Origin of the sequence: Archangium violaceum Cb vi76, from assembly GCF_000733295.1 — a bacterium.
Classification (GTDB): domain Bacteria; phylum Myxococcota; class Myxococcia; order Myxococcales; family Myxococcaceae; genus Archangium; species Archangium violaceum.
Genome location: NZ_JPMI01000156.1, coordinates 23,969 through 37,863, shown reverse-complemented (window position 1 = coordinate 37,863; position 13,895 = coordinate 23,969). Strand labels below are relative to the sequence as shown.

The 13,895-nt window shown below is 69.8% G+C and carries 9 protein-coding genes; 4 read left to right on the top strand and 5 right to left on the bottom strand.

Going from position 1 to position 13,895, the window contains the following annotated elements:
- Positions 1 to 186 precede the first annotated feature (186 nt).
- Positions 187 to 1,197 carry an aldo/keto reductase gene (locus Q664_RS23005; protein ID WP_043399506.1) on the bottom strand — a complete coding sequence of 337 codons (1,011 nt, stop codon included), beginning with the start codon at positions 1,195 to 1,197 and terminating at the stop codon, positions 187 to 189.
- Positions 1,198 to 1,269: 72 nt separating this feature from the next.
- On the opposite strand from Q664_RS23005, the gene Q664_RS23000 reads away from it, so the two are divergent.
- Together Q664_RS23000 and Q664_RS22995 are read left to right on the top strand one after the other, a co-directional pair.
- A complete protein-coding gene (locus tag Q664_RS23000) occupies positions 1,270 to 2,226 on the top strand; it encodes a LysR family transcriptional regulator (protein WP_043399503.1) in 957 nt (318 codons plus the stop codon).
- Positions 2,227 to 2,406: 180 nt separating this feature from the next.
- Positions 2,407 to 2,952 carry a hypothetical protein gene (locus Q664_RS22995; RefSeq protein ID WP_043399500.1) on the top strand — a complete coding sequence of 182 codons (546 nt, stop codon included), beginning with the start codon at positions 2,407 to 2,409 and terminating at the stop codon, positions 2,950 to 2,952.
- Positions 2,953 to 3,106: 154 nt separating this feature from the next.
- Here the strand turns inward: Q664_RS22995 and Q664_RS22985 are convergent, their stop codons facing one another.
- The 3 genes from Q664_RS22985 to Q664_RS22975 form a co-directional block, all read right to left on the bottom strand.
- Entirely contained in the window at positions 3,107 to 9,796 is a 6,690-nt protein-coding gene (locus tag Q664_RS22985) for a myxosortase-dependent M36 family metallopeptidase (protein ID WP_326938730.1), read from the bottom strand.
- A 259-nt stretch (positions 9,797 to 10,055) separates the two neighbouring features.
- A complete protein-coding gene (locus Q664_RS52505) occupies positions 10,056 to 10,610 on the bottom strand; it encodes a DUF2062 domain-containing protein (RefSeq protein ID WP_160174480.1) in 555 nt (184 codons plus the stop codon).
- A gap of 111 nt (positions 10,611 to 10,721) precedes the next feature.
- On the bottom strand, positions 10,722 to 11,114 hold the full coding sequence (locus Q664_RS22975; RefSeq protein ID WP_063934738.1) for a DNA-binding transcriptional response regulator: 393 nt from the start codon (positions 11,112 to 11,114) through the stop codon (positions 10,722 to 10,724).
- A gap of 410 nt (positions 11,115 to 11,524) precedes the next feature.
- On the opposite strand from Q664_RS22975, the gene Q664_RS22970 reads away from it, so the two are divergent.
- The gene (locus Q664_RS22970; RefSeq protein WP_160174479.1) at positions 11,525 to 12,076 is read left to right on the top strand and encodes a hypothetical protein; all 552 of its coding nucleotides are present in this window, start codon (positions 11,525 to 11,527) and stop codon (positions 12,074 to 12,076) included.
- Here the strand turns inward: Q664_RS22970 and Q664_RS60080 are convergent.
- Positions 12,057 to 12,737 (bottom strand): TetR/AcrR family transcriptional regulator, encoded by a 681-nt coding sequence (locus Q664_RS60080; protein WP_052518533.1) that lies wholly within the window; start codon positions 12,735 to 12,737, stop codon positions 12,057 to 12,059. The two genes, Q664_RS22970 and Q664_RS60080, sit on opposite strands and share 20 nt — an antisense overlap.
- A 139-nt stretch (positions 12,738 to 12,876) precedes the next feature.
- Between Q664_RS60080 and Q664_RS22960 the strand changes: the two genes are divergently transcribed.
- Positions 12,877 to 13,887, top strand: coding sequence for an aromatic ring-hydroxylating dioxygenase subunit alpha (locus Q664_RS22960; protein ID WP_052518532.1), 1,011 nt, complete (start codon positions 12,877 to 12,879; stop codon positions 13,885 to 13,887).
- Positions 13,888 to 13,895 lie beyond the last annotated feature (8 nt).

Below are 13,895 nucleotides of genomic sequence, written 5' to 3'. Positions count from 1 at the left end.
CGGCTGGACGGAACTGGTCCCCGCAGCCTCAATGCTTCCGAAGGCTTGCGAATGGCTGGTAACGTCTGGACGCAACCCCCGCGCTCCTCGGGAGAGGGACGGGGTGAGGGTGCCACGCCCCCCGGGTTTGACTCCGTGTGCGCCAGGAGCGCTCCAGAAGTTCGCCGCGCGAAACGACGCCCCGCGTTACGGGTGCGCGGAGCGCTCACTGTCCAGGTGCTTCATCTGTTCCGCGCCATACCGCTCGCCGGAGATGTTCACGATGGAATCGAGGGCGGCGAGGTCTTCCTTGGACAAGGTCCGGGACAGAGCACCGAGCGAGTCCTCGAGCTGTGCGACGGTCTTGGCACCCACCACGGGAACGAGGGTGGGCTGGCGCGCGAGCACCCAGGAGACGGCGAGCTGCCCCGGGGACATGTTCCGCTCCCGGGCGAAACGCTGGAGCTCACCCACGACATCCTCGTTCTTCTCCCGGTTCGAGCCGGTGAAGCGAGGCAGATAGGCACGGTAGTCCCCCGAGCCCTTGGGCTTGCTGCCGGTGAGGAGACCCCGCGAGAAGACACCGTAGAGGGTGGCGCTGATGCCGAGCTCGGCGAGCGCGGGGAAGATCTCCGCCTCGGGGCCGCGGCTGGCGAGCGAGTACTCGATCTGCAGATCGACGATGGGGTGGACGCGGTGGGCGCGGCGGATGGTCTCGACGCCGACCTCGGAGAGGCCGATGTGGCGCACGTAGCCGGCCTTCACGAGCTCCGCGATGGCGCCGATGGTGTCCTCGATGGGGACGTTGGGATCGAGCCGGGCGGGGCGGTAGATGTCGATGACGTCCACGCCCAGACGCTTCAGGCTGTAGGCGACGAAGTTCTTCACGGCGGCGGGGCGCGTGTCCACGCCGCCCCAGCTGCCATCCGGGCCGCGGAGCGCGCCGAACTTCACGGAGAGCTGGACCTTCTCCCGGCGGCCGGCGATGGCCTTGCCCACGAGCAGCTCGTTGTGGCCCATGCCGTAGAAGTCACCGGTGTCGATCAACGTGACGCCGCGATCGATGGCGGTCTGGATGGTGCGGATGCTCTCGGCGTCATCGGTGGCACCGTACATGCCAGACATTCCCATGCAGCCGAGTCCCAGCGGGAATACCTCGGGGCCCGTGGAGCCGAGCTTCACCGTGCGCTGCGTCTGCTTCGAGTCGTGCGTGCTCATCGTTCGTCTCTCCTCTGGGCAAAGACTATGGATCGACACGCTGAAATCCAATGAATAGGATGTATCTGAATCATGCACGGCATCTATGAAAAGGATCTCGACCTCAACCTGCTGCGAGTCTTCGTGGTGGTGGCGGAGGCGGGCAGCGTCACCGAGGCGGCGAGCCGCCTCTACCTCACTCAGCCGGCGGTGAGCGCGGCGCTGAGGCGGCTCACCACGGCGGTGGGGGCGCCGCTGTTCGTCCGGGCGGGACGAGGGCTCGCGCTCACGACCCGGGGGCGGCGCCTGTTCACCACGGCGCAGCCGCACCTGCAGGCGCTCGTCGAGGCGGCCGTCTCTCCGGCGACGTTCGACGCGAAGACGAGCGAGCGGACCGTGCGGATTGGCCTCTCGGACTCGAACGAGGCATGGCTCCTCCCACCGCTCCTCCGGCTGCTCGCCGAGGAGGCGCCCCGCATGAAGCTCATCGTGGTTCCGGTGCAGTTCCGCACCATCGCCGAGGCCCTGAGCTCCGCGGCGGTGGACCTCGCGGTGACGGTGGCCGACGAGCTGCCCGCGGGCACGCGGCGCCTCGAGCTGTTCACGGGAGGTTTCGTGTGTCTCTTCGACCCACGGCACGCCCGGCTGGGAAGAACCCTGACCCTGGAGCGCTACCTCGCGCACGAGCACGTCATCGTCTCGTACAACGGAGATCTGCGAGGCATTGTCGAGGACATGCTGGGTGTCCAGCGGCGGGTGCGGGTGTCGGTGCCCACGTTCCACAGCGTCGGTGCGCTCGTGGAGGGCAGCGCCCTGCTCGCCACGGTGCCCGCCATGGTGGCCCGGGAGGTCATCTCGGTGCGTCCGAACCTCCGGACGATGGCACCACCCATGTCCCTGGGGAGCGCGCCCATGGAGCTGCTCTGGCGGAGCACGGTCGAGGACGACGAGGCCATCCGCTTCATGCGCGAGCGGGTGGTGCGCGTGGCGGAGGCGGCGCAGGGCCCGGCTTCTTCGAAGAGGGGGCCAGGCGTCCGTGACCGCCCGTGAGTGAGCAGGCATGCGGAGGGGCGTTCCCCCTGTACGCGAGTGCCACTCGCGCGTGAGAGCGGCAGCAGAGCGCCTACCCTGAAGCCCGATGGAAGAAGGCACCTCCCGGTTCCCACCCTGAGGAGCGGAGGCGGGCTCGTGACAGGACCCGCCCGGCATGAGGCATGGGGGGGATGGAACATGCGTGGAACCTGGACGAAGACGGCGCTCTTCACGCTGGTGGCGATGCTGGGAGTCTCCGGTTGCGGTGGTCCGCTGGAGGACGAGGACCCCATCGACGAGCAGGAGGAGCTGATGCTCGACGACGGTGACATGAGCGCGCTCGAGGGAGACAAGCCCTCCTGCAAGAAGGTGAAGGCGGACCCGGAGCTGCTGTGGCCGCCGAATCACAAGTTCCACACCGTCACGCTGAGCGGAAAGGACGACTACGGAAAGCCCTTCCGGGTGACCATCAAGAAGGTGAGGCAGGACGAGCCCGTGAATGGCCCGGGTGACGGCAACACGGCACCGGACGCGAAGTGGGTGGGTGACTACCGGGACCGGGTGCAGGTGCGGGCGGAGCGCAGCGGCCAGGAAGACGGGCGCGTGTACTGCATCACCTTCACGGCGAAGGACAGCAAGGGCAAGACGTGCACGAGCACCGTGGAGGTCGGCGTCCCGCACGACATGGGCGGACACTCGAAGCCGGTCAACTCCGGGTGCGAGTACGACTCGTTCGAGGACTGAGCACGGACAGCGAAGCCGTGAGCCCAAAGCCACGGAGCGTTCCGCGAAACACCGACGGCCGGCACCTGGGTGACAGGGGCCGGCCGCCGGAGCACGACAGTTCAGACTCCACCCTCCCCCTCCGGAACAACCCGAGGAGGAGGGCGGCGGTATGTCAGTTCAGCCAGCGGCGGCGGCGCAGCAGGCCGAGGAGCGCCAGGCCGAGCACGCTGGCCGGGGCGCCCGTGCCGGTGGAGGAGCAGCCGCCCGGCTCCGGCGTGGACGTGGACAGCGTGGCCGTGGCCTCCACGGTGGTGTTGTGCGAGGCACCGCGGGCATCCGTCACGGTGAGACGGAAGCTGTAGGTACCGCTCGCGGGCACATCCACGTTCAGCACCGCCTGGTTGGCGTTGGCGAGCTGCATGGCCGGGCCGCCGATCTGCTCCCACTGGTAGGAGAGCGCGTCCCCATCCACATCGCTGGAAGCCGAGCCGTCGAGCGTCATCGACGCCTGGCTGCCAGAGAGGAGGATGCGGGCCTTGGCCACCGGAGCCTGGTTGCCGGTGGGCGAGACGGTGACCGTGACGGTGGAGGGCTCGCTGGAGAGCGAGCCATCGCGCACCACCAGCCGGAAGACGAGGTCGGTGCTCGACCTCACGGCCGGAGCGAGGAAGGACGGCGTGGCGGTGTCAGCCCCCGCCAGCGTCACCCACGGACCACCCACCTGCGTCCACTGGTACGTCAGGGTGCCACCGTCGGGGTCGATGCCGCTGCCCTCGAGGTTGACGGTGGTCTGGGACACCGCGGAGAGCGCGGGGCCCGCGTTGGCCGTGGGCGCGCGGTTGACGTTGCGCACGTTCACCGTCACGTCACGGGAGGCCGAGGCCTCGCCATCGCTCACCGTCACGCGGAAGGTGAGCACGCGGTCCGCGGGCACCTCCCCCGTGGGGAAGGTGGCCGTCGCGGTGTTGGCACCGGAGAGCTCCACCGCCGGGCCGGACACCTGCGTCCAGCTGTAGGTCAGCGCGTGACCGTCCGGGTCAGACGCGGTGGCCACGAGGGAGGCGGTGCTCCGCTCGTCCACCGTCACCGGAGACGCCGTCACCACCGGCGCGCGGTTCACCGGCACCACCCCCACGTTCACCGTGTCGCTCACGCTCGCCGTGCCGTCGCTCACCGTCAGCACGAAGGAGAGCGTCTCGCCGGAATCCGTCTCCGGCGCGGTGAAGCTGGCGGACGCCGTGTTGGCACCGGTCAGCGCCACCGGGGTACCGGACACCTGCACCCAGGCGTAGCTGAGAGCGTCCCCGTCCGCGTCGCTCGCGGAGCCGCTCAGCGTGTAGACGCTCCGCTCGTTCGCGGTGCCATCCACGCCCGCGTTCACCGTGGGCGCGCGGTTGGTGGTGACGTTGCGCACCGTCACCGCCACGTCGTAGCTGGTGCTGGTGAAGCCGTCGAACACCGTCACGCGGAAGGTGAGCACGCTGTCGGCGCTCACCTCGCCCGTGGAGAAGGTGACCCGGGCCGTGCTGGCCCCGGAGAGCGCCACCGGCGTGCCGGACACCTGCGTCCAGCTATAGGTCAGCGCGTCACCGTCCGGGTCCGAGGCGGTGGCCTCGAGCGTGGCCGTGCTGCGCTCGTCCACCGTCACCGCGGGCACCGTCACCACCGGCGCGCGGTTCACCGGGTCGACCATCACGTTCACCGTGTCGCTGGCGCTCGCCTTGCCGTCGCTCACCGTCAGACGGAAGGTGAGCGTCTCGCCGGAGACCGTCTCCGGCGCGGTGAAGGCCGCCGTCGCCGAGGTGGCACCCGTCAGCGCCACCGGAGTGCCGGACACCTGCACCCAGCTGTAGCTCAACGTGTCCCCGTCCTCGTCGCTCGCGGAGCCGCTCAGCGTGTAGCTGCTCCGCTCGTTCACGACGCCGTCCACGCCCGCGTTGGCCGTGGGCGCGCGGTTGACCTGGCGCACGTTCACCGTCACGTCGCGGGAGGCAGTGCCACCCTTGCCGTCGCTCACCGTCACGCGGAAGGTGAGCACGCTATCGGCGCTCACCTCGCCCGTGGAGAAGGTGGCCGTCGCCGTGTCGGCACCGGAGAGCGTGACTGTCGAGCCGGACACCTGCGTCCAGCTGTAGGTCAGCGCATCACCGTCCGGGTCCGACGCGGTGGCCACGAGGGAGGCGGTGCTCCGCTCGTCCACCGTCACCGAGGACGCCGTCACCACCGGCGCGCGGTTCACCGGCACCACCCCCACGTTCACCGTGTCGCTGGCGCTCGCCCTGCCGTCGCTCACCGTCACGCGGAAGGTGAGCGTCTCACCGGAATCCGTCTCCGGCGCGGTGAAGCTGGCCGTCGCCGAGGTGGCACCCGTCAGCGCCACCGCCGTGCCGGACACCTGCACCCAGCTGTAGCTCAGCGTGTCCCCGTCCGCGTCGCTCGCGGAGCCCGAGAGCGTGTAGGACTCGCGCTCGTTCACGGAGCCATCCACGCCCGCGTTCACCGTGGGCGCGAGGTTGACGTGGCGCACGTTCACCACCACGTCCTGGGTGGCCGTGGCCTTGCCGTCGCTCACCGTCACGCGGAAGGTGAGCACGCTGTCGGCGCTCACCTCGCCCGTGGAGAAGGTGGCCGTCGCCGTGTTCGCCCCGGAGAGCGTCACCGGCGTGCCGGACACCTGCGTCCAGCTATACGTCAGCGCATCACCATCCGCGTCCGAGGCGGTGGCCTCGAGCGTGGCCGTGCTGCGCTCGTCCACCGTCACCGAGGACGCCGTCACCACCGGCGCGCGGTTCACGTCGTGGATGACCACGTCCACCGTGTCGCTGACGCTGTTCTGACCGTCGCTCACCGTCAGGCGGAAGGTGAGCACCTCGTCGAACAGCACCTCCGGCGTGGCGAAGGTGGCGGACGCCTTGTCGTAGTTGTTCAGCGCCACCGGCGTGCCGGACACCTGCGTCCAGAGGTAGCTGAGGGTGTCCCCATCCGCGTCGCTCGCGGAGCCGGACAGCGTGTGGCTGCTCCGCTCGCTGGCCGAGCCATCCAGGCCCGCGTTCACCGTGGGCGCACGGTTGACGTTCAACACGCGCACCGTCACGGTGTCGCTGGCGGTGAGCGTGCCATCGCTGACGGTCAGCCGCAGCACCATGTCCGTGTCACTGGTCACCTCGGGGACCGTGAAGGACGGGGTGCTCGTAGTGGCGCCCTCGAGCACCGCCGCCGGGCCGGACACCTGCGTCCAGCTGTAGCTCAGGACGTCCCCATCCGCGTCCGACGCGCTGCCGGACAGCGTCACGCGCGAGCGCTCGTTCGCCGTCAGGTCCGCGCCGGCGTTGGCCACGGGCGCACGGTTCACGCACACGCCATCCTCATCGACGATGCCCGTGAACGGCGTGCCCACGATGCCGGTGAAGGCCAGGTCATCCAGCAACCAGCCCGTCCCCGCGGCGCTATTGTCGGAGCCGACGCGGAAGCGGATCCGCACCGTCTGGCCCGCGTAGGTGGTGCCCAGGTCCAGCGTCGCGGCCACGAACGTGGGGAATCCCGCGGACGCTCCCACGATGGCGGACCGGCCCTTCAGCGGGTTCAGGTTGCCCGTGTAGTTGGCGAGCGTACCGCCGTACAGGGGGGTACCAATGTCCACCCACGTCGCCCCTCCATCGCTGGAGAGCTCGATGACGGCACCGTCGTAGTCGCCGGTGGTGTCGGACTCGAAGGCATACGCGTGGCGGAAGGAGACGACGAGCGGCTCCGTGGCGCTCACCTGGAGCGGCGGGGTGATGAGGCGCAGGTCGCTCGCGGCACCCAGGTCCGGGCCGAAGAAGGCCCGGTTGAGGTCGGCGATGAACTCGACGATCCCGAAGGCGCCCGGGGTCAGCGCGGGGTCATACTCGACGTTCCACGGCGGCGAACGGCCATCCACCGTCTCCGTGGCGGAAGTGGCCGGCGCCTCGTCGTACTGCGTCTTGATGCCGAACGAGTGCACCTTGTCACCCGGAACCGCCTGGCCCTCGTCACGGAAGGCGAGGTTGAAGGAGGCGATCTGCCCCTTCGTCGCGCCGCGGAGCGTCACGGGAATGGACACCTCCGCCTCCTCTCCCACGGGAATCACCGGGAAGCGCAAGAAGCCCCCGTTGCCCATCGTCACGCCAGGAGAGGGAGAGAGCACGGTGACGCTGGTGTTGCTGGCCGCCGTCGAGCCCGTGTTGCGCACGGTGACGATGATGCGGCCCGTCTCCCCATTGTCCAGGACGCCGTCCTTGTCGCAGGAGCCGCTCGCCACGTCGTCGGCGAACAGGGCGGAGACGAGCTCCAGATTCGTCCCGACGCTGAAGCTCTCCACCACACCGGCGTGGTTGGTGGAGTAGCGGTCCGGAGCCACCGCGCCCACGCCCGCGCCGCGCCGGGCGAAGGCCTTCCAGAAGCGCTCGCCATCGGCCGGGTCGTTGGCGGTGGCCGCCGCGATGATGGCGTCACGCGCCTCCAGGTAGGTGGGCGCCGCGGGCGTCATCTTGAACCCGTTCACCAGGTAGCTCTTCATGCGGCGCTGCGCCTCCGCGAAGGGATGCGCGCGCAGCAGCGACACGTAGCACTCCCACAGCATGGTGGCCCACACCTCACCGGAGTTGTGGACCTGGGAGTTGACGCCGGCCGGGGCCATGGGCGCCGTGGCGGGCAGCGCCACGCCGTCGGAGATGTGGCGGAACATCAGGGCGTTCTTGGCCAGGTCCGCCGAGTACGTCACGCGGCGGATGCCGAAGAAGGCGGAGTCCGGGGAGCTGCCACGCGTGGCGTACTCGGCCGCGCCGTAGGCACCATTCCAGTTCGCGTTGGCGGCGACCAGGGCGTCCTCCTCGCGCGTCACCATCAGCAGCGCGGTGAAGTCACCCCAGCCCTCGCCCATGGCGCGGCCCTGGTTGTTGACCAGACCGGCCGAGTTGGCGATGAGGCGGTTGCTGATGTAGTGGCCCCACTCATGGGCCACGATGATGTTGTCCACCGTGCCGTCCAGGCTCAGGGGCGACGCGCGGAACAGCCGCACGTAGACCCCGGTGGCGCCGCGCAGCACCGCGCCCTCCGCCTTCGTGAGGCGCAGCGTGGGAATGGTGATGGTGGTGGAGACCCCCCCCATGTTGGTGATCCACCCATCCACGTTGTCCGCGATGATGACGCCGAGAGCCCCCGCGTTCTGCGCGTTCGTCACCTTGGCGGTGAAGTCGCAGTTGCCACGGTCGATCAGCGCGATCTTCCCGGCCACTTCCGCCGCGTTCGACAGCGCGGTGCACGCGTCGGTACTGGTGTCGACGCCGTCCAGGGCGGACACCACCTCACCGCCGACGTCGAAGGACTGCGGACCGAATTCGGCGGCGACGCCCGCCTGGATGTCACGCGCGATGCTCGCGGGCGCTTGCACCTTCACGAGCGCGTTGCGGCCGGTGAAGCGGTACATCTGCATGCGCGGGGACGCGCCGTCCGCCGGCGTGGACATGTTGGCGTTGTTGAGGCCGCTGTAGTCCTGCGCCTGCGCACGGATGGCGTCGTTGCCCAGGCCTCCGCGGCCGTAGTTGCTCGTCTGCGCGTTGCCGGAGGCCTCGTCGAAGCCCGAGTCGTAGAACCAGTCATGCAGCCAGTTGTTCAGGAAGAACAGGCTGGTGGTGGCCGCGGCGATCTGCTCCGAATCGGCATTCGGCTCGATGTCGAAGAGCATCGTCCGGTCGAACACGCCCGGCGCGGTGACGCTGGGGCGCAGGTCGCCCGTGTTGTAGTTGTCCGGCGCGACGAGGTCCGCGTACGCGTCCACGTTGTTACCGGTGGTCACCGTGGCGCCGTCCGGCAGCCAGGGGTCGTTCCGGCTGAAGGGGGCGTTCTGCAGGGTGACCAGCGCGGGCGGAACGAACGCGGGGATGAAGCCGCTCGGCGTCCCCGTGGGGTGCGGCGTGGCGTTGGTGCCCGAGGGGCCGTCATGCGGGGTGTACGGCGGCGTGCTGTCCGCGAAGACGCGGTAGGAGTACTCCGCGTCCGCCGTCAGGTTGTTGCGCATCAGCAACCGGCCATCGGCCGCGGACACGACGTAGGAGTAGAAGTCCGACTCCTTGCTGTCCGCGCGTCCCGTGTTGAGCTCCACGTAGTACGCGGGGACCAGTCCGCCCGGCAGCGGGAAGAGCACCTGCTTCGCCCGCGCCGGGATGAGGAGCCGCTCCGCCAGCGGGCGCGCATAGGACACCGGCTCGTAATGGACGTAGCCGCCGGCATCCCGCTTCGCGTCAACTCGCGCGAGCAGGCTCTTGTCCATCTCGCTTCCGGTCAGGTCCCGGTAGGCCAGGGCAATGGCCTCGGAGGCCGTCAGCTGGAAGCGCACCTTCGAGGCGGGCACGTCCGCGGAGACGTGCTTGGACAGGGAGCCGGAGACGGCCACCAGATCATTGCTCCGGTTGAGCAGCAGGCGGAGCGACTGGCGGAAGACCTCGATGCCCGCCGCCTCCTGGGTGAGCGTCACCACCTTGACGCCCTGCGCGTTCTCGCTGATGGACTCCACCCGCGCCCCCGCCGACTCGAAGGAGCTCAGGCCATAGGCGCTGGCGTGCTCGGAGAGCTGCGCCAGGGCGGCCTTCTCCGGCGCCATGCGCGCGAAGGGCGCCACCCGCTTCGCGGAGGCACTGCCCTTGTTGACCCAGAGGAACGTGGGTGAATCCGTCCGCTCGTCCCGATGGGCAACGCGCGTCCCCGGCTCCTCCACCGGCCTGAAACTCCGGCCCGTGGGTTTCACGTCCTGCAGTGCATCGTAGTTCGGTAACGACCGGGCCGCGGCGCCTGTGCCCGACAACACCAGCGCCAGCCCTGACAGCGTGGCAACCAACCGTCTCACGTGGGGGAGCTCCCTGTGCATACGACTGCGAAGAGGGGAGCGTCCTCGAGACTTCTAGCGACCTGAGAACCCACCCCGGCGCACGCACCAGGGCGTCCGCTCATCTCGGGCCACTCCCGGATGACAAAAGTGTCACCTGGTTGAAATCGTAGTGCCCTGACGCATGTGGGTTCAAATACGACAGATGCTTTTTTCTACCGCTCCTCCAGCGAGGACGGAATCCGGGCTCCACCAGGCGGAGGCCGGGCCGCGCGGGCGCCTACGCCTCGGGGGCGAGCTTCAGGCCACGAGCCCTGCGGGCCCGGCGCTGCTGACGAGCGGCCTGGTGGCGGGACACCATGCCGTAGGTGATGCGGTAGCCGACCCACGCGGTGGGCACGCCCAGCACGACGCCGCCGATGACGAGGCCGAGCCCCACCTCGAGCGCATCCGGGCCGGAGAAGGACAGCGCGCTCAGGTCGAACGAGCCCGCGCCGGCCGTCGCCACGGACTGGGGAGGAGCCGGGAGGAGGCGGTGCGCGATGGGGCGGCCGATGAGGTAGCACAGGCCGTAGACGGGAGCGGCGGTGACGGGGTTGTTGAGCCACACGCCCGCGGCGGCGGCGACGCGCGAGAGCTGGAAGTGCGTCAGCCGGCGCACCAGCTCGGCGGTGGCGAGGGCCAGGGGAAGCTGGAGTCCCATGACGGGCAGCACGGCGATGAACAACCCGAGCGCCATGCCACCGGCGATCTCACCCGGAGCCCCCGAGCCGCGCAGCAATCGCGCGCGCGCACGCCGGAGCTTCCTCTTGGCAACCTTCCACCACGACGGCACGGGGCACCACTCTTCTCGAAACACTTTCGGGGAACGGCGCCAGGATAATGCGAAGCGCGGGCGCGCGCAGGACATCGTGGCGGAGCCCGATTGGCCGCCTGCCACCAGACATCAGCTGGCGTGAAGGGCGCTCGGGAAGGGGCGGAAGCCGAGCGCGGCCTCCACGAAGGCACGCAGCTCACCGGCGGCCCACGGCGTGGCGAGCGCGAAGTGGATGATGCTGGCCTGGCTGAGGGTGGAGGCCTCCTCGGGGCGGAACTTGCTGGACAAAAGAACGCGCGGACCGGGGTAGTTGCGCTCCACCAGGGTGGCGAGGAAGTCCGCCGCGCCGCGGGCGTCCGCCAGCCCCAGGTCGAGGACGATGACGGTGGGCGCCGGCTCGAGGTCGAGCAGGGGCAGGGCCAGGGCGAAGGTGTTGACGGGGAGCAGCTCGAAGGCCGGCGACAGCTCCCTGCGGGCGGAGTCGCGCAGCACGGGGTCGTCCGCCACGAAGAGGACACGCATGGGCCCGGAGGCGGCCCGGCCTTGGGACGAGGAAGGCACGGACACAGGCTACCGCCGGAGAGGAAGCAGGGGCAACGCATCCCTCGGAGGCAGGACAACCCGTGAACACCGCGCGTACGTGAGCGCCACGTCCGGCCGGCACGCATGGGACGGCTCCATCCGCCCGCCCTCGAGGTCCGTCACGCCCACCACCGTCAGGCGCGAGCCCCCGCGCTCAGGGTCGACATGAGGATGCCCCGGAGGAGGAGAGCCATGGGTACCTGTCCCGGGGGGCCATGTCCCGGGCTCACCCGGCAACCGGGCGGACGCCCGCCGCGCCGTCCTGGCGGAGCCCGCCATCCCCGCCTCCCCACGAGCGGGCGGCCGAGGGGTCCGGCACACGGAGGTGCCCCCGTTCCTATCCTCCCGGTATGAGCTCCTCGAACACCCAGCGAATCGGTCGAGCGCTCGGGATGACGGCCCTGCTCGCGGTGGGAACGGCGACCGCGCAGGGCGGGAAGCAGTACCTCTACCTGCGCACCCCGAACGCCGCCATCACGGCTCGCGTGACGGGCGACAGCGTCTCCGGCCCCGACCTCCAGCTCTCGCGCGATGGAAAGACGCTGCGCGGGAGGGCCTTTGGCCAGACGGTGTTCCTCGGCCTCAACGGCCAGGAGTTGGGCGGCACCGTGGGCCGGGAGCTGACGCGGATGAGCTTCGAGGACGACAACGGCGTCACCCGCGCGCGGGGCTCCTTCTACGGCCGGCTCTCGGAGCTGAACCTCAGCAAGGAGGAGCTCACCGGGACGGTGGGCCCGTGCAGCTACGACCTGAAGGCGACGAAGGACGGGAGCTACGTGGGCTCGCGCAGCTGCGGAGGCGCGCCGGAGCGGCCCGTCATCCTCGACATTCCGCCCGCGCTCGCGAAGCAGGGCACCGGGATGACGCTGGCCACGCTCGGGCTCATCCTCGGCGTGCCTTGAGCGGCTCGGTTGGACTTCGCTCTCGAGCCGGGGGCCCGGGCTCCGGGGCATGGGCGCGGAGGAAGGTGTCCAGGTGGTCCGCCAGGAAGCGCTCCACGTCCAGCGGACGGCAGCGCGAGCCCGCCAGTTGAACCTGGTGCAGCAGGCCGAGCACCACCGGGCACACCAGCTCCAGCGCGGCGTGGCGCACGTCGCAGCGGCGCAGCTCTCCCTCCGCGATGTGACGGGACAGCCGGGCCTCGGTGGCCTGGAGCGTGGGCTCCAGCAACTCCTGCACGTACACGGGCCCCAGCGTCTCGTGGCCCAGGCTCGCGGTGAGGCCGAAGGCGTGCACCGTCCCCACGCCCATGCGCCAGCCGATGAGGAGTTGCTGGAGGAACCACCGGAGCGACTCGCGCACCGGGCCGTGGAACTCGGTGGCGGTGGCGTGCAGGTGGGGCAGGCCGCGCCGGTGCATGTCCGCCATCACCTCCGCCAGCAACGCCTCGCGCGAGCCGAAGTAGTGACGCAGCGTGGCCACGCTCACCCCGGCCACCTCGGCCAGCTCGCGGAAGCTCGCCTGCGCTCCGTCGCTGGCGAGCAAGCGCTCGCAAACGGCCTGCAACAGTCGCTCGCGCTCCTTCTCGTAGTCGGCGTTGCGGCTCCCCTTCACCCGGGCCATACCCTCTGAATAACCCGCGTGGGGTAGGAAATCCACCCGGCTCCCGAGCCTGTGCGAACCTGTAGCGCGATTCGACTTGAAATTAAATAAACCAACCTGAATATTCTATCCCCGAGAGCGGTACCTGCTGGAGGACTTCATGTTGCACGGTTTCGCCGACGAGGGTTTCGCGGACGTATGGACGCCGGTGGCGATGTCGAAGGAAGTGGGCAAGGCGCCCTACGCGTTGACGCTGGCGGGGGAGCGCCTCGTGCTCTTCCGGGACCCCCAGGGCCGGGTGTCTGCGCTGCATGATCAATGTCCGCACCGGGGGGTGAAGCTGTCGCTGGGGAAGGTGGGCAAGGACGGGTGCCTGGAGTGCCCCTTCCACGGGTGGCGCTTCGCCTCGGGCGGGGCGTGCACGCACATTCCGCTCAACCCCATGCCCGAGGAGAAGCGCCGGCGCTTCGCCGCCACGGCCTTCCCGGTGCAGGAGCGCGGAGGCCTCATCTGGGTCTACACACGCCCGGGAGTGGAGGCCCCGGAAGAGCTGTCCGTGCCCTCCGTGATGGAGCAGCGGGGCATCCACGTGTGGCACTACGCCGAGACGTGGAACGCACACTGGACGCGGGCGATGGAGAACATGCTGGACTCGCCGCACCTCCCCTTCGTGCACCGGCGCACCATCGGTGGAGCGCTGGCGCGGCGGATGAAGCCGGACTCGAGGATGGAGATGGAGGTACACCTCACCCCCACGGGATTCCGCTCCTCGTGGACGCTGGATGGAGTGGCCTCGGACGCCTACCTGGACTGGCTGCGGCCCAACGGCATGTCGCTGAGGATTCCCATTCCCCAGCGCATCATGAACCTGTTCATGTGGTGCGTGCCGGTGGATGAGAACCACACACGGATGATGCTGGTGAGCACGCGCGACTTCCTGAAGCTCCAGCCGCTCGCGGCCCTGCTGGACCACTTCAACAAGCGCGTCCTGCGGGAGGACCAGGCGGTGGTGGAGTCGAGTTACCCGGTCGAATCGCCGCAGGTCTCCGAGGAGCGCAGCGTGGCGACGGACCGGGCCACGCTGGCGTTCCGCCGCTGGTACCTGGAGCGCAAGAAGCGGGGTCCGAGCGAGGCCACCGCCCTCACCGGGGCCCCGACGCTCGCGAGCTGAGTGCTATG

What these genes read in the sequence shown, in the direction of transcription:
- Q664_RS23000 (WP_043399503.1), top strand. Translation starts at nt 1,270, where the DNA reads ATGCACGGCATCTATGAAAAGGATCTCGACCTCAACCTGCTGCGAGTC.
- Q664_RS23005 (WP_043399506.1), bottom strand. Translation starts at nt 1,197, where the DNA reads ATGAGCACGCACGACTCGAAGCAGACGCAGCGCACGGTGAAGCTCGGC.
- Q664_RS22975 (WP_063934738.1), bottom strand. Translation starts at nt 11,114, where the DNA reads ATGCGTGTCCTCTTCGTGGCGGACGACCCCGTGCTGCGCGACTCCGCC.
- Q664_RS22960 (WP_052518532.1), top strand. Translation starts at nt 12,877, where the DNA reads ATGTTGCACGGTTTCGCCGACGAGGGTTTCGCGGACGTATGGACGCCG.
- Q664_RS60080 (WP_052518533.1), bottom strand. Translation starts at nt 12,737, where the DNA reads ATGGCCCGGGTGAAGGGGAGCCGCAACGCCGACTACGAGAAGGAGCGC.
- Q664_RS22995 (WP_043399500.1), top strand. Translation starts at nt 2,407, where the DNA reads ATGCGTGGAACCTGGACGAAGACGGCGCTCTTCACGCTGGTGGCGATG.
- Q664_RS22970 (WP_160174479.1), top strand. Translation starts at nt 11,525, where the DNA reads ATGAGCTCCTCGAACACCCAGCGAATCGGTCGAGCGCTCGGGATGACG.